A 23,979-nucleotide genomic window follows, 5' to 3' on the forward strand; every position below is an offset into this window, starting at 1 on the left:
TTTTCCCCCTTATTTACCTCAATCTAATCTTTCAATAATAGTAGCGTTCGCCATACCGTGTCCTTCACAAATCGCTTGCAGTCCATACCGCCCTCCTGTGCGTTCCAGCTCATGCATCAATGTAACCATGACACGTGCACCACTTGCCCCGAGCGGATGCCCAAGTGCAATAGCTCCTCCGTTTACATTCAGCTTGGCAGGGTCTGCCTTTGTTTCTGCAAGCCAAATCAACGGTACAGGTGCAAATGCCTCGTTTATTTCATATAAATCTATGTCATCAATCGTTAAACCTGCTTTTTGTAATACTTTTTTCGTCGCAGCAATCGGCCCGGTCAGCATTAACTCAGGATCAGAGCCGACAACTGAACGAGCAATCACTCGAAAACGAGGCTTCAGCCCATATTCATCTGCTTTCTCACGGGACATTAACAAAATAGCAGCTGCTCCATCACTGATTTGGCTGGCATTCCCCGGATGAATTTTACCGTTTTCTATAAATGCCGGTTTTAAAGCCCCTAATTTTTCTAGAGAAGTATCTCTTCTTGGTCCTTCATCCTCTTTCAGTACTGTTTTTCTTCCATCCTCGAGTGTTACTGCAATCGGAAGAATTTCCCGTTTAAATCTGCCTTCTGCTTGGGCCGCTAGTGCTTTTTCATGACTTTGCAGCGAAAACTCGTCCAACTGTCTACGGCTGAGACCCCATTGTTCGACAATTTTCTCAGCAGATATTCCTTGATTAAACTGGCCAAACCGTTCAGTCAGCTTTTCATTCCACGTTGCTCCTTGCAAATTAGAAAACATCGGTACACGAGACATACTCTCGACCCCTCCTGCTACGACAACGTCCATATCTCCGCTTAAAATGGCCTGTGCAGCAAAATGAACCGCTTGCTGGCTGGAACCACATTGACGATCAATTGTTGTTCCTGGTACTTCAATCGGATATCCAGCAAGGAGTGCAGCAATTCTTGCAATATCTCCTGCCTGCTCTCCAGATTGGGACACACATCCCATAATGACATCTTCCACGATATCTGCAGAAATACCCGCTTTATTCACAACGGCCTTTAATACCTCTGCTGCTAAATCATCTGCTCGAATGCCACTTAACGCCCCTTTTCGTCTCCCCATTGGTGTTCGGACTGCTTCTACAATTACTGCTTCTCGCATACTTTTCACTACCCTTTCTTTTTACAGCTCTTATATTGTTATGTAAATTTATAAACTGAATATTCTATCTATTCTCCCCTTTATTCGACGCTTTATCTTATAATTCCTTCTTATTCCACCGCATCTACCCGAACAGCGACTTTAAAAAGTTCTGCTATGATGATTGTTTCTGTAATGTTCTTGACCGAGTGAAAAACGAGACTATAAAGCAAAATGAACACGGTAAAATTACCCGTGCTCATTTTTGTTATTACATCTATTTATTTAGAATAGCACAACCAACAGACTACACACGCAGTTACTCGGTTTCCAATTGAGCTTCCATCCGTTTCAGCAGCGGCAGCATGATAATAATTCCTACAGCAAAAAGTACAGCAGCCGCTTCAAACATCGCTACAAGAGAGAATGTTTGTTTTAACCATCCGCTAATCCCCATAGTTATAATCATCGCTCCCATAAAGAGCGGATTAAGAATTCCATTCACACGGCCAACAAAGTCCGATTCTGTATTTTTTAAAATCATCGTGTTAATACCAATATGAATACACGGCATAAAAAGACCGCTAATAAATTGCATTGCGAGCGTTAGCCATAGCTGTGTTGATAATCCCATAACCAGGAAACCACAGGCACTTACAGTCATACCAAGCACAAGAAGCATCTGCGGTGTTGTTTTTTTTGATAGACCCATCGCGACCCCTCCGCCTAGAATCATACCAATTCCACTTGCCGCCATCAGCCATTGAAGCTGCTCCTTCGGTAATCCGAGACGTTCCGTAATCAAGAAGATCGTAAGCGGCTGTGTCAGTCCAATAGCCAAACCTGCTGCCGCGAAACATCCCCCAAGCAATGTCAACGATCGATTATTGAGCACATAACGAAACCCTGCCTTTATTTCCTCCCAAAGTGTTGTTTTCTCTTTCCGATTCTCTTCTCGGTCTGGCGGCAGCAGCAACAAAGAAGCAGCAGAGAGCAAAAAGGCCACACCCATAATACCGATAGCCACATTGATGCCGTAATGCTGATATACGAAGGTACCGATAATAGGACCTAAAATCATAAACAAAGCAAAAAGCGTTTGATACATAGACATCCCAAGTTGAATAAGATTTTCTGGTACATGAAGCTTGAACAGCTTCATACCAGATGGCTGTGAAAACTGTGACAATACTGATGAAACAAGCGTCGCGAAAAAGATAGCTTTCCAGCTCCCAAATATTAAAGTCATTAGTACAACAAAAATGGACAGAGCACTAAGCAAATCACACCAGATCATCGTTCGCTTCGGCTTCCAGCGATCGGCGAATGCCCCTCCAATAAATGAAAATAGAAAAATCGGCGTGAATTCAGCTACGGAAATAAAAGAAACCGCCACTGGATTTTCATTCGTTCGTTCGATTACATACAACAAAATTGCATAGTTTCGAACCCAAATACCAATTTGCAGAAAAAATACCGATAAGAGAATGGTACGAATGACTCGATTTTGAAATAATGCTCCTGTTGAAATTTTGGACTCTAAATTAGTCTCAATCATAAAACCCTCCTTATTTTCATCTGTTCTCATATTCGAGCATTGTGTTATACATCGTACGGCACTTTCTAATTCTCTTTCTGCTCTGAGCACCTGGCACAAGATTAAAGGAGAGTTTTTCAGCCATTCACACACCTCCAAACAAGAACGTTAGTTCGTTTTTCTATTTTATAACACAGCTATAAAAATAAACAAGAGGAAATCTCTTGTTTAACATAAAATACTTTATATTTGAATTTCTCTCACAACAGAAGCAGTGTTTTTTCGGAGTAACTATTGAAATATCCATAAAAAACAGATGGAATGTCCATCTGTTTTTTATGGATATTGAATATGGATACCGTTTATCGTTCCCGGCTCATCAACTATCATCATCGAACGCACATACGCTTCAAACTCCTCTTGAACCTCTTCAGGTGCCCCCGATACCAAATGCCAATTCCCCGGTTCATCGATAAAATAGGGACTGTCCATAAAATTCGGTCTTATTCTTGGCATGTTCTCTCTCCTTTCTTTTTCGTAAAAATGCCCCTGTACGAAATGTAAGGGGCTTACGGGTTATTTCTCATTCTTTTTCGTTTGACGCTGCTTTCCTTCTGAGAAATTAGAAGAATCATTAAAGTTCGGTTGTTTTTGGCCAGCGTTATTACTTCTTCCTTTGCCCATCATACAGCCTCCTCTCAATCATTTCTTCTTTATCATGTGCAAAACACCTGCTTATTATGAGAGTGTATGAAAAAGAGATTCTCAGATGAAGGTTTTACTTTATTTGCACCGGTTTCTTCATTAATTGCTCCAGTTCTAAAATACCGGTCCTAAATCTGGCATAATCGCTACAAACATATGATACTTCCTTACATAAAAACGGCTCCCGCACGGGGAGCCGTTTTTTAGTTTGCCACAATATTAACAAGCTTACCAGGTACTGCAATAACCTTGCGTACTGTCTTTCCTTCAATTTGCCCTTTAACTTTTTCGTTTTCAAGCGCTACTTGTTCGATATGCTCTTTTGTAGCATCCTTTGCAACACTTAATTTCGCTTTTACTTTGCCATTAATTTGGACTACAATTTCAACTTCATCCTCCACAAGCTTCGCTTCATCATAAGCTGGCCAGCTTGCATATGTGATTGTATCGCTGTTGCCAAGCATGCTCCAAAGCTCTTCGGAAATATGAGGAGCAACCGGAGCCAATAGCTTCACAAAGCCCTCCATATATGTCTTCGGAAGAACAGGTGCTTTATATGCATCATTGATGAAGACCATCATTTGTGAAATTGCAGTGTTGAAACGCAGAGCTTCAAAGTCTTCCGTTACCTTCTTCACCGTTTGATGATATACCTTCTCCAATACCTCTTCGTTTCCATCTGTAATTTTATCATTCAATGCTCCATTTTCTTGCACAAACAAACGCCATACACGATCTAAGAAGCGACGGGAACCATCCAAGCCATTTTCAGACCAAGCTATGGAAGCATCCAGCGGTCCCATAAACATTTCATAAAGGCGAAGCGTATCTGCACCGTGGCTTGCCACGATATCATCAGGGTTTACAACGTTTCCTTTTGACTTACTCATTTTTTCATTATTCGAGCCAAGAATCATTCCTTGATTAAACAGCTTTTGAAATGGCTCTTTCGTCGGCACCACACCTAGATCATACAAGAACTTATGCCAGAATCGTGCATATAGCAAGTGAAGTACCGCATGTTCCGCCCCGCCGATATACACATCAACCGGAAGCCAATGCTTTAGCTTTTCAGGATCTGCCAGCTGTTCATTATTATTAGGGTCAATATAACGAAGATAGTACCAACAGCTTCCACCCCATTGCGGCATTGTATTTGTTTCACGGCGTCCCTTTTTACCTGTAACAGGATCCACTATGTTTACCCATTCCTCAATGTTTGCAAGCGGGGATTCTCCTGTTCCAGATGGGCGAATGTCCTCTGTTTTTGGAAGCACTAACGGCAGTTGCTCTTCTGGCACAGCCGTTGATGTGCCGTCTTCCCAATGAATGACCGGAATTGGTTCACCCCAATAACGCTGACGGCTGAACAGCCAATCGCGAAGACGGTACGTTACCTTCTTCTCTCCGATGCCTTTTTCTTCAAGCCATGCAATCATTGCTTTGATTGCTTCTTCTTTACCCATTCCATTCAAGAATTCGGAATTTACGTGCTCACCGTCACCAATGTAAGCTTCTGTAGCAATATCTCCACCTGCTACTACTTCTTTTATTGGAAGGTCAAATGTTTTCGCAAATTCATAATCGCGCTCATCATGTGCTGGCACCGCCATGATAGCACCTGTTCCATAGCTTACAAGCACATAATCCGCAATCCAAATCGGCATTTTTTCACCGTTCACAGGATTTACCGCATAGGCCCCCGTAAACACACCCGTTTTTTCTTTTGCCAAGTCTGTGCGCTCAAGATCGCTCTTCACTTTAACTTTATCTAGATATACTGCCACTGCTTCTTGCTGCTCAGTAGTGGTAATCTTTTCTACCAATGCATGTTCAGGAGCTAATACTGCATACTTTGCTCCAAACAATGTATCTGGGCGTGTTGTAAAGACAGTAAACGTTTCATCTGTACCATCTATCTGGAATTGTACTTCCGCTCCTTCTGAACGACCAATCCAGTTGCGCTGCATATCCTTTAAGCTTTCCGGCCAATCAAGCTCATCCAAATCTTCCAATAGACGATCTGCATAAGCAGTGATTTTTAAAATCCATTGCTTCATCGGACGACGTTCTACTGGATGTCCGCCGCGCTCGCTTTTTCCGTCAATGACTTCTTCATTCGCTAGTACTGTACCAAGTGCCGGACACCAGTTAACAGGGATTTCATCAACATATGCCAAGCCTTTTTCATACATCTTCAGGAAAATCCATTGTGTCCACTTATAATAATTCGGATCCGTTGTATTTACTTCACGATCCCAATCATAGGAAAAGCCTAACGATTTGATTTGACGGCGGAATGTATTAATATTCTTCTCTGTAAATTCTGCTGGATCGTTTCCTGTATCAAGAGCATATTGCTCAGCAGGAAGACCAAACGCATCCCATCCCATCGGGTGAAGCACATTATAGCCTTGCATGCGCTTCATGCGTGACAAAATATCGGTAGCCGTATATCCTTCCGGATGTCCTACATGCAGACCTGCTCCAGATGGATAAGGGAACATATCCAATGCATAAAATTTCTCTTTCGCTGTGTCGTCAGTCGTACGGAACGTTTTATTTTCTTCCCAATACGCTTGCCATTTTTTCTCGATTTCATTGTGGTTGAAGCTCATAAAATACCCTCCTTATCATTTGAACCGGCAGGAACACAAAAAGCCCCTCATCCCAAAAGGGACGAGAGGCTGTATATCCTTCCCGCGGTACCACCCAAATTAATGCTAGTGCATTCGCTCAAATTCCGTAACGTGGATAAACGGCAATTGCTACTAATCATTCACAACTGCAACTCCAAGGCGAGTTCGCGAAAATCCATGGGTTGACTCACACCATCCGTCAACTCTCTGAGCCACTTGTTTTCCCTACTACTCCTTGTCACTGTCATTGAGTATTTGTTTAAAGTATATTCTAAATGATTCCGAGCGTTCCGTCAAACAGCGATTTTTTGTTCCACCGGTTCTTCAACTTTCAGCTTGCGATCATATAAACTAGTAATAATTGTTGCTACTACAAGCATGGCAAAAACAAACATAAATAATACATTGATATTAAAATAATCTACAAGAGCTCCGCCGATTACAGGAGCAAACATTCTTCCAAAAGTGGCTGCACTATTTACCACTCCTTGATAGAAGCCAACCTTATCTGGCGGTGCCAAGCTATTAGCAATTGTCGGAATTGCCGGCCAGACAAACATTTCTCCAATAGTAAGAACAACCATAGCTGTGACAAACATCGTAAAACCTTCGGCCATGGTTGTAATAATGTACGAAACAATAAAAATAAAAATCCCAATAATCATTTGTTGCTTTATAGACCGTTTTAAAACCTGAATCACTCCTGTTACAACCGGCTGTGCCACTACAATTAAAGCACCATTGATTGTCCACAATAAGCTATATTGCTTTAAGCTTACATCCAAATCCTGCATATGAGAAGCAAGCGGTCCTTGCCATTGTACATAAACAAACCAACACATCGCATAAGCAATACAAACAGTGATAAGGGCTCCGAATGGACCTGTCAGCTGTATTTTTTCTTTTGTCTGCACTTTTTTCTTATTTTCCACTTTCACTTGCATCGATTTAAAACCAAGCAACGCAATTAGGAAAAAAATAAAATATAACGTCAAGTTCGCCAAAAAAATATAGTCAATACGATATGAAGCAACTAATCCTCCTAATGCCGTTCCAACTGCTACCCCTACATTTTGTGCGACATACATGGCATTAAAGGCACGGCGTCCTCCTTCCGGCCAAACAGCTCCCACCATTGCGTACATCGCTGGAAATACCATACCCGATCCTAATCCAACGAACCCTAGCCACACTACATAAGTCGGCCAATCATGTAAAAAGACAAAACCGATAAGTGCGCTTAATGTCACCAAGATGCCAATTAAAATAGATTTGTAGCCGCCGAGCTTATCAAATAAAACGCCTCCCCATAAATTACCGACTACCCCGGCAAGCGAATTGACCATCAACGCAAATCCCGCCAATGATAATGACTTACCTAAATGATCGTGGATATAAATGGTGTTAAAAGGCCATAAAAAAGACGAGGCTGTTACATTGATAATCATCCCCGTTACTAATAACCAAACCGCCCTTGGCACACGGCACTCCCCCTTTTGCTGATCATTACACGTACGTTTGTGCACCACGTTTGATTGTATTCCTTTTTAATAGGAAGAGCAACAAAGAAAACTTGGTAAAAGAACGAAGCAGAACTATACCCTATACAGTAAATAGTAAACTGTTTTTTTCATAAAAAAGAACCTCCACCTTCACAGTAGAGATTCTTAAGCAAATTTTTAGATTAATACGGCTGCTGCGCTTTTTGGGGCTGTCCCTTTTTTGCATAGTTCTTTTTGGATTGTACTACTGGATCCAATTCATTTGAAAACTCTTGGTTATATCCATTATTCGTTTTTTGCTCAGGGTTGTTTTGCTTAGAACGCTTTGCCATATCTATCTTCCTTTCTTAGTGAGGAGTAGTAATCATTTGATTTTGCAATTGCTGAATTTGCAAGCGGGTTCGATATAAACGCTCTTTTTGTTCAGCATTGGCATGACGCTCCATCTTTTCAACTTCTAAGTATGCTTGTTCAAGATGAACCTGGGCGTCAGTATAATTCAAATCATTATAATGCTCTTGCTTCATTCCTTCTTCTAACTGTTGTTTACCATATTTCAAAGCCTCTTCAGCTTGATGGATACATTGATCAATCGAATAACGATCTGTCATGCACCAATCCTCCTCGCAGTTGTTATCGTGATTATTGTTCCCAAGAGTGTAAACTCTATAAGTATGATATAATGAATTTTGCTTGTATTTTTACTGCAATGTTTTGTTTATATAGATAGTTTTTTGCAAGGAGGAAAGTTATGAATAACCAAAATCCATTTCCATATTCTAATGACAATAAACGTTATCATACATGGAATTATCATTTACGCCAGCAATTTGGCGAAAAGGTATTTAAGGTATCAATTGATGCCGGCTTTGACTGTCCGAACCGTGATGGTACAGTTGCATTTGGGGGCTGTACATTCTGCAGCGCAGCAGGCTCAGGTGATTTTGCAGGAAATCGTACAGAAGATGTGATTACACAGTTCCACAATATTAAAGAGAAAATGCATGAAAAGTGGAAAAACGGCAAATACATGGCCTATTTTCAAGCATTTACAAACACTCACGCACCAGTAGAGGTGTTAAAGAAAACCTTTGAACCTCTTTTGGAGCAAGAAGGAGTAGTGGGTCTTTCCATCGCTACGCGCCCTGATTGCTTACCAGATGATGTTGTGGAGTATTTAGCTGATTTAAATAAACGTACTTATTTGTGGATTGAGCTTGGGCTGCAAACGGTTCATGAACGTACTGCACTCCTCATTAACCGTGCTCATGATTATCAAACGTATGTGGAAGGTGTAGAAAAACTGCGTAAGCATAATATCCGCGTGTGCTCCCACATCATTAACGGCTTGCCTCTTGAAAATTATGACATGATGATGGAAACAGCACGTGAAGTAGCTAAGTTGGATATTCAAGGCATTAAAATTCATTTGCTGCACCTGCTTAAAGGAACTCCTATGGTAAAGCAATACGAAAAGGGAATGCTTGAGTTTCTGTCCCTTGAGGATTACGTAAGCCTTGTTGTAGACCAACTAGAGATTATTCCGTCAGATGTTATTGTGCATCGTATTACAGGGGACGGTCCGCCTGATTTGATGATTGGTCCGATGTGGAGCTTAAAAAAATGGGAAGTATTAAATGCCATTGATGCGGAATTTGTTCGCCGTGGCAGCTGGCAAGGCAAATACGCTGAGAAAGTAGAAAGCGTATGAAGCTAGAGCGTATTTTGCCGTTTGCCCGTACTCTGCTGCAAACAGCCGTGCAGCCAGGAACTTACGCTGTTGATGCTACTGCCGGCAACGGTCATGATACATGCTTTTTAGCCGAGCTGGTCGGAGATACTGGAAAAGTATTCGCATTTGATATTCAGGAACAGGCAATACAAGCTACAGCTGTGCGATTAAAAGAAAACCATCTTGCAGATCGTGCCCAGCTATTCAAAACAGGTCATGAAAATCTTCTTACATGTCTGCCTGAAGACGCGGTAGGTAACGTAACCGGCGCTGTTTTCAATCTCGGCTACCTCCCGGGCGGCGACAAAGACATTGTCACAAAGCCGAATTCTACGATTGAAGCAATCGAGCAGCTTCTTGAAATCATGGCAATCGAAGGCATTATCGTTCTAGTTATATATCACGGTCACCCAGAAGGACAAATTGAGCGTGATGAGGTGCTACATTATGTTTCCACGCTCGATCAAAAGAAAGCACATATCCTTCGTTATCAGTTCATCAATCAAGCAAACAACCCGCCATTTATTGTGGCAATTGAAAAGCGATAACATAGAGCCACTAGTAGAAGAAACCGATACACCTGTATGTATCGGTTTTTTTATTTCTGGAATAAATGAGGATTCCCCTGGACAACGACTTTGATAAAGCTTCACTGATTTCTGCATCTCCTCGCTGATTTCTTCTCCCACTTCGCCGATTTCTGCTCTTGCTTTACCGATTTCTAAAATAACCGCCTCTGTAAAACAATAAAGATTCACAAAATTGAATTGACGCTCATATATTGCGGTGATACAATCCAATTGGTAATTAAATAATCTCTGTTAGGTGAGGCTCTTGTATGGAGATATGCTGCTGCCCAAAAATGTCGAGAGACGCCAATGGGTCAACAGGAACGATCGGCATAAGGTCGTTCTTAATGCAGCTGGTGCAACCCTATGCCATACAATGCTAAAACTCAACGAGGGAGAGGCGGCAAACTGCTTACAAATAAGCAGTTTTATTAGTGCATTTATGAAAAACAGCCTCTGCTCTTAACGAGTAGAGGTTTTCATTTTGAATTCTGGAGGTGAGGAACAATGTCAGTCGGTGATTCGGTGCCGATACCCATATCAATGAGCGAGGCAGGCAGTTGTTCCTCTCTCTTCAATTAGGATAACTGCGGCACCTCGTAACATGAAGAAGAGGTGAACCACAATGATTAAAACATATCTATACAATGCAAAAGAGCAGGTCATGCAGCAAAATATTGCATTGCAAGATATTCGGGAGCATTTGTCCGATCAGGAGAATATGCTTTGGATCGATATATATGATATAAAGACGCATGAGCTTTATGAGATTGCAAAAATATTTAGCTTTCACCCGCTAGCAATTGAAGATTGTCTGCACGACAGCCCGAGAGCAAAAGTGGATGATTATGAGGATTATAAATTTTTCGTATTTCATGCACTTCGGTACAATGAAGAAAGCGATAACGAGATTACGACACTGGAGCTGAATGTGTTTTTAGGACCTAATTATGTGGTAACGATTCATAAGCACACGCTTCGTTGGCTTCGGCAGATGGATGCCGTTTGCTCTGTCAGCGCCAAATATATGAACAGAGGTGCCGATTTTCTTTTATATGCGTTAATAGATGGCATTACTGATGAATATTTTCCGACTTTAGACCGCATCGGGGTGCGTATCGATGAACTAGAAGATGAAATGTATGATGAAGAAGTGAAAGAAGTAACAGAAGAATTTTTGGCCTTGAAACGGACGATTATTTTAATTCGCCGAGTGATTTTGCCTCAAAGAAGGATTTTTCTTACCATCAATGGTCGTTGGAAGTTTAACATTCAGGAAGATAATATTCCCTTTTATACAGACTTGATTGATCATATCGAACGGATTGTGGATTCGACTGAAACCTATCGGGATTTGGTGAACAGTGCGCTTGATACGTACTATTCTATCATTAGCGCAAAGTCCAGCCAAAAGCTAAACGTCTTAACCATCATCTCGACCATTATGCTTCCACTGACATTTGTAACTGGTTTTTTTGGAATGAATGTACCGTTACCGTATCAGCATTCTCCAGTTGCGACAGTTGTTATTTTTGTCAGCTTGATGGGACTGACATGGGGCATGTGGAGATACTTTAAAAAGAATGAATTGTTGTAAAAAAGCTGACGCCCTTTAAGGGTGTCAGCTTTTTCCATTCTTCTATTGCACCTTTCGATACAGCTTTGCATTCATATAAAAGAAATAAGAAGTCATTCCGCCATACTTAACAAGCCGATTCGCGAGCTCACGTATTTCTCTTTGCTCTTGCACCTTTCGATCGGATAAATACAACCCTAACAACCCTCGATTGATGAGACGATGAAACTTTGCATGCGGCAAGCCTTGAATATTACGATCTGCTTCCACTACAAAATGGCGGAAACGCTCCGCTGTTTCTCCATGACTTTCATAATAGCTGCAAAAATTCAAATCTCCACCTTGCCGATCTTCTTCTTGATCAATGAAATAGTCCAGTAAAATATGAAGTCCTTGTACGTAAGGAAAATATCCTTGTTTAATTTTATGAATTTGCTCCTCACTCAATTTGTCATGAAACGCATAGGCGACCAGACAGAAAATCCCGAGAGTAGAACCGGCACAAGCAGAAAATTCAAACCAGTGCATATGAGGAAGCTTTGGTTTATGCATCTCGAACCATGCTTGCAAACGACCTTCTCGTTCTTCTAGCTTCACATGCTTATGTACCTGCAGATCACAATAATACTGTGCCAACTCACGCAAAGTGCTGCCAATTTTATCATAGTGCTTTGTTTTTTTCAGTACATTTTGACAGGTTTGCACTAAAGCTGCCAAATATCCCCCATCATCCTGCTCATCACGGAAACGGTAATAGTTTATTGGTTCACTGCCCGGCGTTAACGCATGGAGCATCGATTCATGTAAAGCTTCAAAATCAATAGGGTCAAGCGAGGTACTTCGATCACAAAGGTTGTCTAAGTAATCACTGATGGTCTGGTATGCCACGACGAATCGAACACATTCTTTAATGTGCTTGCCGGCAAGAAGTGCTAAAATGCCACCGCCTTCACAATGGAATGTCTTATGCTCGATACTGGCAAGCGCTTGCTTTCTCAATTCTTCATTTGGAATTGACCTCGCTAAATGCGTCCAGCCACTCAATTCTTCGTGCACACATGGAAATACTTTACGATATACCTTCCCCATCAAGCTTATAGGATTGTTTGGTACGCCCATTTCTTATCACCTCTTCACAAATGTGCTTCTACATAATGCTTTGCAAATGAAAATACCTTGTCTTTTTCATATTCATCGAACAAATCATGATAGCACTTATCCCACTCTTTATATGCTTTATCCCCTGTTGGAAGCTTATCAAACCACTCCCTGACACGCACTTTGTCCACTAATCGGTCCTCACAGGCCTGCATAATCAAAAGAGGAATATCAGGAAATGTCGCTACCTTCTCATGAGCGATTTTTACAGCTTTTATTAATTCACTATACCATCTCACCGATACTTTTCGCAGGTATAATGAATCATTTTCCATCGAATCGCGAACCTCTCTGTTTCTTGTTGCCATTTCTGCCGTTAAATTTGAATTGAATTGCAAGGTAGGGGCAATAACATTCAGTATTTTGGAAGCAGCACGTAAAGGTGCAGGCAATGGGACACATACCCCTAAGCACGGACAGGACAGAATCACTCCCTCAGCCTTAAAGCTGGATTCTTGAAGAGCTCGAATGATGATAAGTCCTCCCATACTATGACCAAGCAAAAATAAAGGCAGATTGTATTGCTTTGCTTCTGTCACCCATTCCTCGGCTGCTTGAATATATTCGTCAAAGCTATTGATATGTCCTCGTTTTCTCGAACTTGTTCCATGTGCTGGTAAATCTCCCATTACTACATGAAATCCATTTGCTGTCCACATATCAATCAAGCTTAGATACCGTCCGTGGTGCTCCATCGCTCCGTGAACAATGACAAGAACAGCTTTTGCCTGTTCCGCTTCCCACTTCCACATACAATGCCTCCTTACATAAATTTCTTTTGTTTGCTACACTAGAACTAGACTATAGATAAAGGAGCTCGAATGATGATTTATCCCTTTAAAGACAAAGAACCAAAAATTGCAGCCTCTGCCTTTATTGCTGATTATGTAACGATTACAGGTGACGTTGTCATAGGAGAAGAATCCAGTATTTGGTTTAATACTGTAATCCGTGGAGACGTTTCTCCTACTATTATCGGCAACCGTGTTAACGTGCAAGACCAATGCACTCTTCATCAAAGCCCAAAGTATCCCCTGATACTCGAAGATGACGTAACAGTAGGACACCAAGTCATTTTACATAGCTGCACCATAAAAAAAGACGCGTTAATCGGCATGGGATCTATCGTTTTAGATGGTGCAGAAGTTGGCGAAGGTGCATTTATCGGTGCAGGAAGCCTTGTTGCACAAGGAAAAAAAATCCCGCCTAACACATTGGCATTCGGCCGCCCCGCTAAAGTAATACGTGAATTAACAGATGAAGATAAGCAAGATATGGCGCGTATCCGCCGGGAATATGTAGAAAAAGGACAATATTATAAAAGTCTGCAAAACAAGTGAGTATTTTCTCTCGCTTGTTTTTTTATTTATCCTGCACTTGTTAAAATTTCAATTCATCTTACTTATTTAACAGAATTTTCTTTACATTTATTTAGATTTTCTCCACCGTTTCTTTACATTACCTTATCAGTTCCTCAACAAAATCTTATTAAAATGAAGGTGTTGTTCCAAGTATATTTTATTAAGGGGGTGCCGCTGAATGATAGCAAAATCAATCAGCGCCTTATATCAAATAGAGTGTTACATTTTGAGAGGGATTAACCGCCACTTTGACAGAAAAACATTAAATGTGTATTTTCGAACTATTACACATCTCGGCAGTGCCTCTTTTACGATTACAGTTGCACTGGTTACAATGCTGCTTGCAAAAGGAAATTTGCAGCAAACTGCTATCGCAAGTGCCATCTCTCTTGCAATCAGCCACATTCCAGTACAAATTTGCAAAAAGCTATATCCAAGGAAACGTCCATATTTAACGGTGGACGGAATGCGTTATCCATTAAATCCATTGAAGGATCACTCATTCCCATCCGGTCATACGACAGCCATTTTTTCCCTTGTCATCCCATTTATATTATACGCACCGGTGCTCGTGCTCCTTCTCCTCCCGCTTGCTCTGAGTGTTGGCATCTCTCGTATTTATCTCGGTCTTCATTTTCCATCAGATGTATTAGTCGGTGTGGCTTTAGGAACATCAGCGGGCTTCATATCGTACTTTCAACTTATTTTATTCTTGTAAGATGGAGGGTTATTGGATGAAAATTGCAATCTTTACGGACACCTTTGCACCGCAAGTAAACGGCGTAGCTAAAACATTAGAGCGTTTTACTAAATACCTAGAACGCAACAACATGTCCTACCATGTATTCGCGCCTCAAAATACTGCGGAGGAGAATTTTGTTGCCAACGTTAAAAAAATGCGGAGCATTCCCCTCGCATTGTATCCGGAATGCCGCATCGCCATTCCGAATCCCATTTCCATCAAACGTGAATTGCTTGCCTTTCAGCCAGATATCATTCATGTTGCCACCCCTTTTAACATGGGATTGTGTGGCATGTACTACGCAAAAAAACTAGATATTCCTCTTGTAGGCTCCTATCATACTGATTTTGACGCTTATCTCCATTATTACAAAATGGACTTTTTCTCCAATATGCTATGGAATTACTTGAAGTGGTTTCATCGTTCTCTTCAAAAAACCTTTGTTCCATCACAAGAAACATTAAAGCAATTAAAGAAAAAAGGGTTTCAAGACCTTCATATTTGGAGCCGAGGCGTCGATTGCAGCTTGCTGCATCCTCATTATGATGAAGCAACATTGCGAAAACATTACAATATTACTGCCAAGCATATTGTTTCTTATGTAGGGCGTATTGCTCCTGAAAAAGATATCGATACATTATCTTCCATCATGAAACGTACAGAATCCGACGCTTCCATTCATTGGATGATTGTCGGTGACGGTCCGTTAGCGTCCGAATTAAAAGAAGCCTGCCCACATAACGCTACCTTTACTGGATACTTAACAGGAGAGAAATTGGCACATGTATACGCCGCTTCTCATGCGATGGTATTTCCTTCTGCGACGGAAACGTTTGGAAATGTAGTCCTTGAATCTCTGGCATCCGGTACTCCCGTCATTGGCGCCAATGCTGGAGGAGTAAAAAACATCATTACTCACAATAAAAACGGCTATTTATGTGAACCAAAACAAACCGATGAATTTGTTGCACGATTATATGACATCTTATCCAACCCAGAGAAACGAATTTCCTTAGAGCTTCATGCCCGTGAATATGCTCTTTCCCAAAGCTGGGACCAAATTTTTTCAAACCTGCTCATGGAATATGCTGATACAATTCATGCTCCACACAACGAATTATTGGCCTAATTACCTTGGAGGTGTTTTTTCGTCTGGAGCAAAACCTCCAAACAGCAAAAATCATGAATGTCGAGAACACTTATTACATATATCCACCCATAAAAAACCCTTTTACAGTTTCATGCTTTGCTTTTGATTCACTTTCAGTGAAAAATACTAGGACTGTATACAATAAAGAAGCTAAACGAATAAAAACTTGTATGTTGACTTCAGCACCTTTATGTTCCTCTATGAATGCTTATCAGAATATTGATATAACAAACTTCTATATTTAGTCTGTTCAAAAAAAGTGCCCTCACAGGACACTTTTTACTCTTACATAGATATCTCTTCTTTTACAAGCACGGCTTCTCTTTGACGTACAAGACGAGGAAGCACAAGTAAATAATAGAAAGACACAACAAACATTAACAAAGCTAGAACGTAATACATCGTATCCACATTTACCCATCGTGGAAATACGATAGCAACTGCTCCCAATGCTAATGAATGGGCTGACATCATGAGAGGATCAATCCAAGCACTTACACGACCCATAATCTTCGGATCAACAAGCTCCGTCATCCACCCATTTAATGCAATGTTGACAGGAGCTAAAATCAAGCCTGTCACGAAAATTAAAGAGAGATATATCCAGACGTTTTGCGTGAAGCCAAAGGATAAAGTTAACAGCCCTGTTGCAAAAATTCCTCCGATTATCATTTGATACGGCTTCATACTTTTCATAATCGGATTTCCAATTATGCTGCCAATGATAAATCCTGTCCCAAGAAATACAGAAAACAGCGAGGAATAGGTTTCATAGCTGTCAGGAGCAAGCTTGTATTTCATTGTAAAAATTGGAAGTACCGCAAAGCCTCCATTAATTATCCCAAATATAAAGAAACCAAAAATGATGGACAAAAGCAGCTTATACTGGACAATATAGGCAATTCCTTGACGAAAATCAGCCAGTACCGTTCTAAGCTGAATATCCCTCCACTCTGCTTTTCCATTCGGAAGGCGTACTTCATTTGGAATAGTGCAGCTTCGAATAAGAAAGGCTGAAATAATAAAGCTTATGCCATCTGCAATAACAGCTCCTTCAATGCCAATAAACTTATATGCCAGCGCACCTAGACCGACGCCAAACAGCATGAACATTCCAACCACCGTTTGATTCAGACCCGCCGCCTGCATATATTGCTCTTTATTCAATACTCCTTGCACTAAACTCGTTTCCACAGGAGTAAAAAATTTTGCCACCGCACTGCGAATAAATAAAATGAAAAACACAAAAAACAATGCTTCATTGTAAACAGCAATAAACAGAAGCACTGTTAATCCAGCTCGAATCCAATCGGAGTTTTCCGCAATACGCTTCCGATCCATTCGGTCCGCCAAAACACCAACGATAAAAAAGACAAACAAGGTAGGCAGGGCATACATCAATTCTGCCAGTGTCGCATAAGATGGCTGATTGCTAAAGCGATCCAATAAATAAAATGCAAACGCCATATTGCCAACAGTCGTTCCCAGCTGTGATGTAAACATAGCAAAAAACAGTTTTCGAAAGTTGCGGTTTTGAAAGATTCCTATGATAACTCCCCCTTTTCCAGAAAATTTTATCATATTTTAATGCACCTTACACCGGGTATTTACCCTAATATGCTACGGCGCAATGGAATTATTTATTTCACTGATTACTTGCTTTGTTGCACCACTTCCCTCAATTATTTGCTCCATTCCCTCTCTCTTTTTGCACCAACATAAAAAAAGACCCATGCTTTCGCATGAGTCTTCCTATATTATAGTCCTGCTTGTTGTTTTAATGTTTCCGCTTTGTCTGTGCGTTCCCAAGTTAAGTCTAGGTCATTACGGCCGAAGTGACCGTATGCTGCAGTTTGCTTATACACTGGACGGCGAAGGTTCAGCATGTTGATAATGCCTGCTGGACGAAGGTCAAAGTTTTCACGTACTAGTTCCACTAATACTTCTTCAGACACTTTGCCTGTTCCAAATGTGTCAACTGCGATAGATACAGGCTGTGCTACGCCGATTGCATAAGCTAGCTGTACTTCCGCTTTATCAGCAAGACCTGCTGCTACGATGTTTTTCGCCACGTAACGAGCCGCATAAGCCGCAGAGCGGTCTACTTTTGTAGGATCTTTACCAGAGAATGCACCGCCACCGTGACGAGCGTATCCGCCGTAAGTGTCTACGATGATTTTGCGGCCTGTTAGACCCGCGTCACCTTGAGGTCCGCCGATTACGAAACGGCCAGTTGGATTGATGAAGTATTTTGTGTCCTCATCAATTAATTCCGCTGGAACGATTGGCTTGATTACATATTCTTTAATGTTGCGCTCGATTTGCTCATGTGTAATTTCTGGGTGATGCTGTGTAGAAATTACAATTGTATCGATACGAACAGGTTGGTTATTTTCATCATACTCTACAGTCACTTGTGTTTTACCGTCAGGACGAAGGTATGGTAATGTGTCATCCTTACGCACTTCAGTTAAACGGCGCGATAATTTGTGAGCAAGTGAGATTGGCAATGGCATTAACTCTTTTGTTTCGTTACATGCATAACCAAACATTAAACCTTGGTCACCAGCACCGATTGCTTCGATTTCCTCATCTGTCATAGATCCTTCACGAGCCTCTAGTGCTTGATCCACACCCATTGCGATGTCAGGAGATTGCTCATCAATTGATGTTAATACTGCACAAGTTTCAGCATCGAAGCCATACTTAGCACGAGTATAACCGATTTCACGAACTGTATCGCGAACGATCTTTGGGATATCTACATATGTAGAAGTTGTAATTTCACCCGCTACTAATACTAGACCTGTTGTTACTGTTGTTTCGCATGCTACACGTGCATTTGCGTCCTTTTCTAAAATCGCATCCAGAATAGCATCAGAAATTTGATCACAAATTTTATCTGGATGGCCTTCTGTTACAGACTCAGATGTAAATAAACGACGTTTATTTGACATGTGTAAACCTCCCTACTTCCTTTATAAATATGATACGGAACTCATCTCCTAATTGCTGCGACTTGCAGCCGTCATAAAGTAGGTTTCCCAATCTGGAAAAATAAAAAACCTTCCCCTTTTTTGAGGAAAGGTTTAATGTGCTCATTGTTTGCCTTTCGCTCTTATCGTTCAAGGCTTGAGCGCCTTGCATCAGGTTCAGCACCTTTCACTTTTATGTGAGGTTGCTGGGCTTCATAGGGCCTGTCCCTCCGCCAGCTCGGGATAAGAGAGTATCCGTTCAAACGCTATAATATAAAAATGGAACAGATTTGTCAATGAATATTCACATCTTAATACAATATTTTATCTATTTTTGTCGAAAAACTAAAATAGATAAAATTTCATTATAATAACCCAAACAAAATGAAATAAATAGTATACATTATTTATATCAATATGTTATACTTTTTGATGGAGAGAGCATTGATAATTTTCACAATTTAAACAAAGGATGGTATGTATATGAGCACTGTTAATGTCCAGATCGAATTACATGAGCTTTTAAACGGGAAAAATGCGCACGTGCAATTAAGTGTTTCTGAATTAGTAGAAAAAGTACTAATGAGACAAGAGGGTCAATTGACTTCTACAGGTGCGGTTTCTGTGGCTACAGGTAAATATACAGGACGTTCTCCAAAAGACAAATTTATCGTAAAAGAAGCTTCTACAGAGAACAAAATTGATTGGGGCGTAGTAAATCAACCGATCTCTGAAGAGCATTTCAATAACCTATACACGAAAGTATTAGAATACTTAAAAGAAAAAGAAGAGCTGTTTGTATTCAAAGGCTATGCAGGTGCAGATCATAATTATCGCCTGCCTATCCAAGTCATCAACGAGTTTGCTTGGCACAACCTATTTGCACATCAGCTTTTCATTCGCCCTACAAAAGAAGAAATTGGTACGCATGACGCACAATTTACAATCGTATCTGCTCCAACATTCAAAGCAGATCCAATTGTAGATGGAACAAATTCTGAAACGTTCATTATCGTTTCTTTTGAAAAGCGTATCGTATTAATCGGCGGAACTGAGTATGCGGGAGAAATGAAAAAATCTATTTTCTCTATCATGAACTACTTACTGCCTGAACAAGATATCCTATCTATGCATTGCTCTGCAAACGTAGGCGAAGAAGGCGATGTAGCATTATTCTTCGGCTTATCTGGAACAGGAAAAACAACATTGTCCGCTGATCCTCACCGCAAATTAATCGGAGACGACGAGCACGGCTGGTCCGATAACGGTGTATTCAATATTGAAGGCGGCTGCTATGCAAAATGCGTAAACTTGTCTCGTGAAAAAGAACCGCAAATTTTTGATGCTATCACATTCGGTTCTGTATTAGAAAATGTAATTGTTGATGAAAAAACACGCGAAGCAGATTACGATGATACTTCTTTAACGGAAAATACACGTGCGGCATATCCAATGCATGCTATCGACAATATCGTATTCCCAAGTGTAGCAGGTCACCCAAATACAATCGTATTTTTAACGGCTGACGCATTCGGCGTATTACCTCCAATCAGCAAGCTGTCGAAAGAACAAGCTATGTACCATTTCTTAAGCGGTTACACAAGCAAACTAGCAGGCACAGAGCGCGGTATTACATCTCCGCAAGCTACATTCTCTACATGCTTCGGTTCTCCTTTCTTGCCATTAAACGCTTCTCGCTACGCAGAAATGTTAGGGGAAAAAATCGAAAAGCATGACGCAAAGGTCTTCTTAGTAAATACAGGATGGACCGGCGGTGAATACGGCGTAGGAAACCGCATGAAGCTTTCTTACACAAGAGCAATGGTGCAAGCAGCATTAAACGGTGAACTGGACAAAATGGAAACAGTAAAAGACGATATCTTTGGTCTAGAAATTCCGCTTCATGTTCCTGGTGTACCTGACGATGTATTAATGCCTGAAAAAACATGGACGGACAAAGAGGCATACAAACAGAAGGCAACAGAGCTTGCTAACAAGTTTAAAACAAACTTCGAGAAATTCACAAGCGTACCAGAAAGCATTGTAAAGCTAGGCGGACCACTCGCTTAATACTAATAAAAAAGAGAGACTGTGCATTCAGTCTCTCTTTTTATTTTAGTTACATATCCATGTTCTGCTGAATAAACTGATTAGTCTGTTGTTGGGTTTGTGCATATTGCTGAATTTGCTTGGTAACTTCTGAGTTAAACACTGGAGAAGAAGTATTGTACATCCCGTACTGGGACATAAATGTATATACCTGATTTTGTAATAAATGGATAGCTTTATATTTCTATTCTTGAAATACCCTATTACCCAGCCAAATCAAACAATATATCGATTAACGTTCCAACAAAATGGTTACAATTGTAGTAGTTTTTACTCGATTGGAGTTAATAAAAACATGGACTTATTTCATTTAACAACAAAACTTGTTATTGGTTTTTTTCTTTTATTTGTGCTCGTCAAAGTTATGGGAAAGAAAATCATTAACCAAGTTACACCTTTTACCTTTATTGCAGCTGTCGTATTGGGTGAATTGTTAGGAAATGCTTTGTATCAAGAAAAAGTACAAATTCAATATGTAATCTATTCTATGACGTTATGGGCGTTGCTGCTTGTATTTGTTGAAATGTTGGGACAAAAATCGATGCGGCTCCAAACAATATTCGAGGGAAAGCCCTCTATACTAATTCGTAACGGCATTATTGACAGAGAACAGTTAAAGAAGAACAGACTGACCCTAAGACAGCTCCAAAGTCTCTTGAGGCAATCTGAAACGTTTTCTATACGGGAGGTCGCCTATTGCTATTTAGAAACAGATGGTTCCCTGAGCATATTAAAAAAATCACCGTATCAAAAACTCACCCAAGAAGATATTAACCTCTCTCCCGCATCTGTGCATATTCCTCTAACCATCATACGAGACGGAGAACTGCTTCTAGATGCATTACGTGATCTTGATCAAAGTAAAGAATGGCTATTCATTCAGCTTCAAAACCAAGGAGTCATGGATTATCGTGATGTATTTTTGGCAGAGTGGCTGGAAACAGATGGATTATTTATCCAAACATTTGCACAGGTGGTTCAAAAAAAAGGGTAGTACTGTTTCAATAAAAAAGAAAAAAGCGGCCTAGCAGCCGCTTTTTTCTTACTCTCCCATTTAGAAAGTTCACTATATATAATAATGCATTTTATATATCTCTATTTTAAGATTTTAACCCGCACAGTGCGTACGCCCCACTTACGGCCCTCTTCTTTACTCGTAATAAAAACATCGATGCGATTTCCCTTAATGGCTCCGCCAGTATCTAAAGCCTTAGCATATCCATAACCTTCTACCCATACTGTACTTCCAAGAGGAATGATAGACGGGTCTACAGCAATGACCTTTGCATTGGGATTATCAGTTAAGTTAAATCCAGTTTTTGTTAATACTTTTCCATTATAAGTTCCTCCGTTTTCCGATGGGTGAGCGGAATACGCAGTCGCCTTTACATATATTTCACGTCCTCCAGCAGGTTCATTCCCACGTGAAGACAAAGAAGTAGCAGTTTGTTGAGCTTTCTGTAGCTGTTGCTCTTTTTCCTGAAGCTGTTGCTTCGCTTGCTGCAATTCTTGTTCTTTTTGCTGTATAGAATTTTGGATAGTGTCATTTTGCTTTTGCAAGTCTTTCACTTGATTATGAAATTGTTCGTTTTGCTGGCGGATTTCTTGATGCTGTGCTTTCACCTCTTGGTATTGGTTATGCATGCCGACCGTCGTTCCACTGAAACCAATAGCCATAATAAGGCTGGGAATTGCATTGATAGACATCAGTTTTTTTATCCTTCGCAATAACATCACCTTTTTATTCGTATTTGACACTCCTAATGTATACACATGATACCGATTGTAATAACCTTGGGCAAGCAAAGTCACTGAACTGTTATTAGTTTGTTAATAAAGAAATATTACCGTAACATAAAACGACGAACTGTAAGCAAAAAAAGATGAAAAACATCGATATTTCTACAAGAAATCAGCTAATCTTCGACTTTATTACATAGCCGTTACATTACCGTTACATAATTGTAAATATATTCCTAATCCTCTCTTCTCCTCTGAAGTTATGACCTAAAAGCTTCTAGGCATTCACACATTTTTGTCACCCTTCATACTGTACATTAGATTATCTTTTAGGAGGGATGATTTTTGCGTAAATTTTTGATTGTATTAACCATTGTCGTTCTCAGCTTTTTTACTTTTGCTGCTTGTAATAAAAAAGCAGCAACCCAAAAAATCCGTATCGGTGAGGTAACTCGTTCTCTGTTTTATGCTCCATTATATGTCGCTATTAATAAAGGCTTTTTTAAAGAAGAAGGATTGGATATAGACCTGCAGACAACGGCCGGTGGGGATAAGACAATGACGGCTCTCCTCTCCAATAGTATTGATGTTGCTCTTGTGGGCTCGGAAACAACGATTTACGTATATAGCCAAGGAGCAAAGGATCCTGTTATTAACTTTGCACAGCTTACACAAACAGATGGTACGTTCCTTGTTTCTCGAACAAAGCTGGATTCCTTTAACTGGAGTGATCTTATCGGCAGTACATTTCTTGGCCAGCGTAAGGGTGGCATGCCGCAAATGGTAGGAGAATATGTACTGAAAAATCACGGCATCGATCCATTTGCTGATTTAAATTTAATTCAAAACATCGAATTCGCTAATATTGCCAGTGCCTTTGCTTCTGGTACAGGTGATTTTGTTCAATTATTTGAACCTACAGCCAGCATCTTTGAAAAAGAAGGAAAAGGGTATATTGTCGCTTCATTCGGAGCAGAGTCCGGAAAAGTGCCGTATACAACCTTTATGGCAAAAGAAAGCTTTCTAAAAAACAATCCGGAGGCTGCTGAGAAATTCACAAGAGCTTTATATAAAGCACAGCAATGGGTAGATACGCACAGTCCAGAAGAGATTGCAAAAGAAGTGGCAACGTTTTTCCCTGACACACCAGAGGATATTATGATTAAAGTCATCGACCGCTATAAAAATCAGCATTCTTACGCTACAAATCCTATCTTGGATGAAGAAGAGTGGAATAATCTGCAAGCAATTATGAAAGAGGCTGGAGAGCTTCCACAAAAAATCGAACACGATACGTTAGTGAATACAAAGATTGCTGAAAAGGTCGTTAAGTAA

General features: G+C 40.5%; 20 protein-coding genes, 1 pseudogene, 2 riboswitches and 1 other annotated feature. Of the genes and pseudogenes, 9 read left to right on the plus strand and 12 right to left on the minus strand.

Annotated elements, in window-relative coordinates:
* Positions 1–18 precede the first annotated feature (18 nt).
* From J7Q84_RS14485 to J7Q84_RS14515, 7 genes are all read right to left on the minus strand, one after another.
* Positions 19–1,170 (minus strand): thiolase family protein, encoded by a 1,152-nt coding sequence (locus J7Q84_RS14485; protein WP_209095310.1) that lies wholly within the window; start codon positions 1,168–1,170, stop codon positions 19–21.
* Positions 1,171–1,468: 298 nt separating this feature from the next.
* On the minus strand, positions 1,469–2,707 hold the full coding sequence (locus J7Q84_RS14490; RefSeq protein ID WP_247739289.1) for an MFS transporter: 1,239 nt from the start codon (positions 2,705–2,707) through the stop codon (positions 1,469–1,471).
* Between the two features lie 315 nt (positions 2,708–3,022).
* Positions 3,023–3,202: a hypothetical protein gene (locus tag J7Q84_RS14495; RefSeq protein ID WP_209095314.1), complete on the minus strand. Its 180-nt coding sequence runs from the start codon at positions 3,200–3,202 to the stop codon at positions 3,023–3,025.
* Between the two features lie 392 nt (positions 3,203–3,594).
* Positions 3,595–6,009 carry a leucine--tRNA ligase gene (leuS, locus tag J7Q84_RS14500; protein WP_209095315.1) on the minus strand — a complete coding sequence of 805 codons (2,415 nt, stop codon included), beginning with the start codon at positions 6,007–6,009 and terminating at the stop codon, positions 3,595–3,597.
* Positions 6,010–6,063: 54 nt separating this feature from the next.
* Positions 6,064–6,281 (minus strand) — a binding site (T-box leader).
* Between the two features lie 42 nt (positions 6,282–6,323).
* Positions 6,324–7,511: an MDR family MFS transporter gene (locus J7Q84_RS14505; protein ID WP_209095317.1), complete on the minus strand. Its 1,188-nt coding sequence runs from the start codon at positions 7,509–7,511 to the stop codon at positions 6,324–6,326.
* Between the two features lie 203 nt (positions 7,512–7,714).
* On the minus strand, positions 7,715–7,864 hold the full coding sequence (locus tag J7Q84_RS14510; protein ID WP_209095318.1) for a glycogen biosynthesis protein GlgD: 150 nt from the start codon (positions 7,862–7,864) through the stop codon (positions 7,715–7,717).
* Positions 7,865–7,879: 15 nt separating this feature from the next.
* Positions 7,880–8,143, minus strand: a complete 264-nt coding sequence (locus tag J7Q84_RS14515) for a YtzC family protein (RefSeq protein ID WP_209095319.1) — start codon at positions 8,141–8,143, stop codon at positions 7,880–7,882.
* A 140-nt stretch (positions 8,144–8,283) separates the two neighbouring features.
* On the opposite strand from J7Q84_RS14515, the gene mnmL reads away from it, so the two are divergent.
* The 3 genes from mnmL to corA all read left to right on the plus strand — a co-directional run bounded on the left by mnmL (position 8,284) and on the right by corA (position 11,430).
* Positions 8,284–9,243 (plus strand): tRNA modification radical SAM protein MnmL/YtqA, encoded by a 960-nt coding sequence (gene mnmL, locus J7Q84_RS14520; protein WP_209095320.1) that lies wholly within the window; start codon positions 8,284–8,286, stop codon positions 9,241–9,243.
* Positions 9,240–9,812 (plus strand): tRNA 5-(aminomethyl)-2-thiouridylate-methyltransferase MnmM, encoded by a 573-nt coding sequence (gene mnmM / locus J7Q84_RS14525; RefSeq protein WP_209095321.1) that lies wholly within the window; start codon positions 9,240–9,242, stop codon positions 9,810–9,812. Before mnmL ends, mnmM begins: the two co-directional genes overlap by 4 nt.
* A gap of 262 nt (positions 9,813–10,074) precedes the next feature.
* Positions 10,075–10,237: riboswitch (M-box (ykoK) riboswitch) on the plus strand.
* 221 nt (positions 10,238–10,458) lie between these two features.
* Positions 10,459–11,430 (plus strand): magnesium/cobalt transporter CorA, encoded by a 972-nt coding sequence (gene corA / locus J7Q84_RS14530; RefSeq protein WP_209095322.1) that lies wholly within the window; start codon positions 10,459–10,461, stop codon positions 11,428–11,430.
* Between the two features lie 42 nt (positions 11,431–11,472).
* Here the strand turns inward: corA and J7Q84_RS14535 are convergent, their stop codons facing one another.
* Complete coding sequence (locus tag J7Q84_RS14535; protein WP_209095323.1) at positions 11,473–12,528, minus strand: tetraprenyl-beta-curcumene synthase family protein; 1,056 nt, start codon at positions 12,526–12,528, stop codon at positions 11,473–11,475.
* 14 nt (positions 12,529–12,542) lie between these two features.
* Positions 12,543–13,319 (minus strand): alpha/beta hydrolase, encoded by a 777-nt coding sequence (locus tag J7Q84_RS14540; RefSeq protein ID WP_209095325.1) that lies wholly within the window; start codon positions 13,317–13,319, stop codon positions 12,543–12,545.
* A 72-nt stretch (positions 13,320–13,391) separates the two neighbouring features.
* On the opposite strand from J7Q84_RS14540, the gene J7Q84_RS14545 reads away from it, so the two are divergent.
* The 3 genes from J7Q84_RS14545 to J7Q84_RS14555 all read left to right on the plus strand — a co-directional run bounded on the left by J7Q84_RS14545 (position 13,392) and on the right by J7Q84_RS14555 (position 15,799).
* Complete coding sequence (locus J7Q84_RS14545; protein WP_209095327.1) at positions 13,392–13,907, plus strand: gamma carbonic anhydrase; 516 nt, start codon at positions 13,392–13,394, stop codon at positions 13,905–13,907.
* Between the two features lie 199 nt (positions 13,908–14,106).
* The gene (locus tag J7Q84_RS14550) at positions 14,107–14,646 is read left to right on the plus strand and encodes a phosphatase PAP2 family protein (protein WP_209095329.1); all 540 of its coding nucleotides are present in this window, start codon (positions 14,107–14,109) and stop codon (positions 14,644–14,646) included.
* A gap of 16 nt (positions 14,647–14,662) precedes the next feature.
* A complete protein-coding gene (locus tag J7Q84_RS14555) occupies positions 14,663–15,799 on the plus strand; it encodes a glycosyltransferase family 4 protein (RefSeq protein ID WP_209095334.1) in 1,137 nt (378 codons plus the stop codon).
* A 306-nt stretch (positions 15,800–16,105) separates the two neighbouring features.
* Here the strand turns inward: J7Q84_RS14555 and J7Q84_RS14560 are convergent, their stop codons facing one another.
* Both J7Q84_RS14560 and metK read right to left on the minus strand, forming a co-directional pair.
* The gene (locus J7Q84_RS14560; protein ID WP_209095414.1) at positions 16,106–17,368 is read right to left on the minus strand and encodes an MFS transporter; all 1,263 of its coding nucleotides are present in this window, start codon (positions 17,366–17,368) and stop codon (positions 16,106–16,108) included.
* 209 nt (positions 17,369–17,577) lie between these two features.
* Positions 17,578–18,777, minus strand: a complete 1,200-nt coding sequence (gene metK, locus J7Q84_RS14565) for a methionine adenosyltransferase (RefSeq protein WP_209095336.1) — start codon at positions 18,775–18,777, stop codon at positions 17,578–17,580.
* Between the two features lie 158 nt (positions 18,778–18,935).
* Positions 18,936–19,045: riboswitch (SAM riboswitch) on the minus strand.
* A gap of 233 nt (positions 19,046–19,278) precedes the next feature.
* On the opposite strand from metK, the gene pckA reads away from it, so the two are divergent.
* Together pckA and J7Q84_RS14575 are read left to right on the plus strand one after the other, a co-directional pair.
* Positions 19,279–20,865: a phosphoenolpyruvate carboxykinase (ATP) gene (gene pckA, locus J7Q84_RS14570; RefSeq protein ID WP_209095338.1), complete on the plus strand. Its 1,587-nt coding sequence runs from the start codon at positions 19,279–19,281 to the stop codon at positions 20,863–20,865.
* A 334-nt stretch (positions 20,866–21,199) separates the two neighbouring features.
* Positions 21,200–21,898, plus strand: a complete 699-nt coding sequence (locus J7Q84_RS14575; RefSeq protein ID WP_209095340.1) for a DUF421 domain-containing protein — start codon at positions 21,200–21,202, stop codon at positions 21,896–21,898.
* Positions 21,899–21,999: 101 nt separating this feature from the next.
* On the opposite strand, the pseudogene J7Q84_RS18440 reads toward J7Q84_RS14575, so the two are convergent.
* Positions 22,000–22,320, minus strand: a pseudogene (locus J7Q84_RS18440) (3D domain-containing protein); the annotation flags it as partial.
* 669 nt (positions 22,321–22,989) lie between these two features.
* On the opposite strand from J7Q84_RS18440, the gene J7Q84_RS14585 reads away from it, so the two are divergent.
* Positions 22,990–23,979, plus strand: coding sequence for an ABC transporter substrate-binding protein (locus tag J7Q84_RS14585; protein ID WP_209095348.1), 990 nt, complete (start codon positions 22,990–22,992; stop codon positions 23,977–23,979).

Origin of the sequence: Bacillus sp. 165, assembly GCF_017742235.1 — a bacterium.
GTDB lineage: Bacteria > Bacillota > Bacilli > Bacillales > Bacillaceae_G > JAGHKQ01.

Coding starts and splice junctions, on each gene's coding strand:
- mnmM (WP_209095321.1), top strand. CDS start 9,240: ATGAAGCTAGAGCGTATTTTGCCGTTTGCCCGTACTCTGCTGCAAACA.
- metK (WP_209095336.1), bottom strand. CDS start 18,777: ATGTCAAATAAACGTCGTTTATTTACATCTGAGTCTGTAACAGAAGGC.
- J7Q84_RS14515 (WP_209095319.1), bottom strand. CDS start 8,143: ATGACAGATCGTTATTCGATTGATCAATGTATCCATCAAGCTGAAGAG.
- J7Q84_RS14540 (WP_209095325.1), bottom strand. CDS start 13,319: ATGTGGAAGTGGGAAGCGGAACAGGCAAAAGCTGTTCTTGTCATTGTT.
- J7Q84_RS14555 (WP_209095334.1), top strand. CDS start 14,663: ATGAAAATTGCAATCTTTACGGACACCTTTGCACCGCAAGTAAACGGC.
- J7Q84_RS14535 (WP_209095323.1), bottom strand. CDS start 12,528: ATGGGCGTACCAAACAATCCTATAAGCTTGATGGGGAAGGTATATCGT.
- pckA (WP_209095338.1), top strand. CDS start 19,279: ATGAGCACTGTTAATGTCCAGATCGAATTACATGAGCTTTTAAACGGG.
- J7Q84_RS14545 (WP_209095327.1), top strand. CDS start 13,392: ATGATTTATCCCTTTAAAGACAAAGAACCAAAAATTGCAGCCTCTGCC.
- J7Q84_RS14550 (WP_209095329.1), top strand. CDS start 14,107: ATGATAGCAAAATCAATCAGCGCCTTATATCAAATAGAGTGTTACATT.
- J7Q84_RS14510 (WP_209095318.1), bottom strand. CDS start 7,864: ATGGCAAAGCGTTCTAAGCAAAACAACCCTGAGCAAAAAACGAATAAT.
- J7Q84_RS14495 (WP_209095314.1), bottom strand. CDS start 3,202: ATGCCAAGAATAAGACCGAATTTTATGGACAGTCCCTATTTTATCGAT.
- J7Q84_RS14490 (WP_247739289.1), bottom strand. CDS start 2,707: ATGATTGAGACTAATTTAGAGTCCAAAATTTCAACAGGAGCATTATTT.
- corA (WP_209095322.1), top strand. CDS start 10,459: ATGATTAAAACATATCTATACAATGCAAAAGAGCAGGTCATGCAGCAA.
- J7Q84_RS14485 (WP_209095310.1), bottom strand. CDS start 1,170: ATGCGAGAAGCAGTAATTGTAGAAGCAGTCCGAACACCAATGGGGAGA.
- mnmL (WP_209095320.1), top strand. CDS start 8,284: ATGAATAACCAAAATCCATTTCCATATTCTAATGACAATAAACGTTAT.
- leuS (WP_209095315.1), bottom strand. CDS start 6,009: ATGAGCTTCAACCACAATGAAATCGAGAAAAAATGGCAAGCGTATTGG.
- J7Q84_RS14575 (WP_209095340.1), top strand. CDS start 21,200: ATGGACTTATTTCATTTAACAACAAAACTTGTTATTGGTTTTTTTCTT.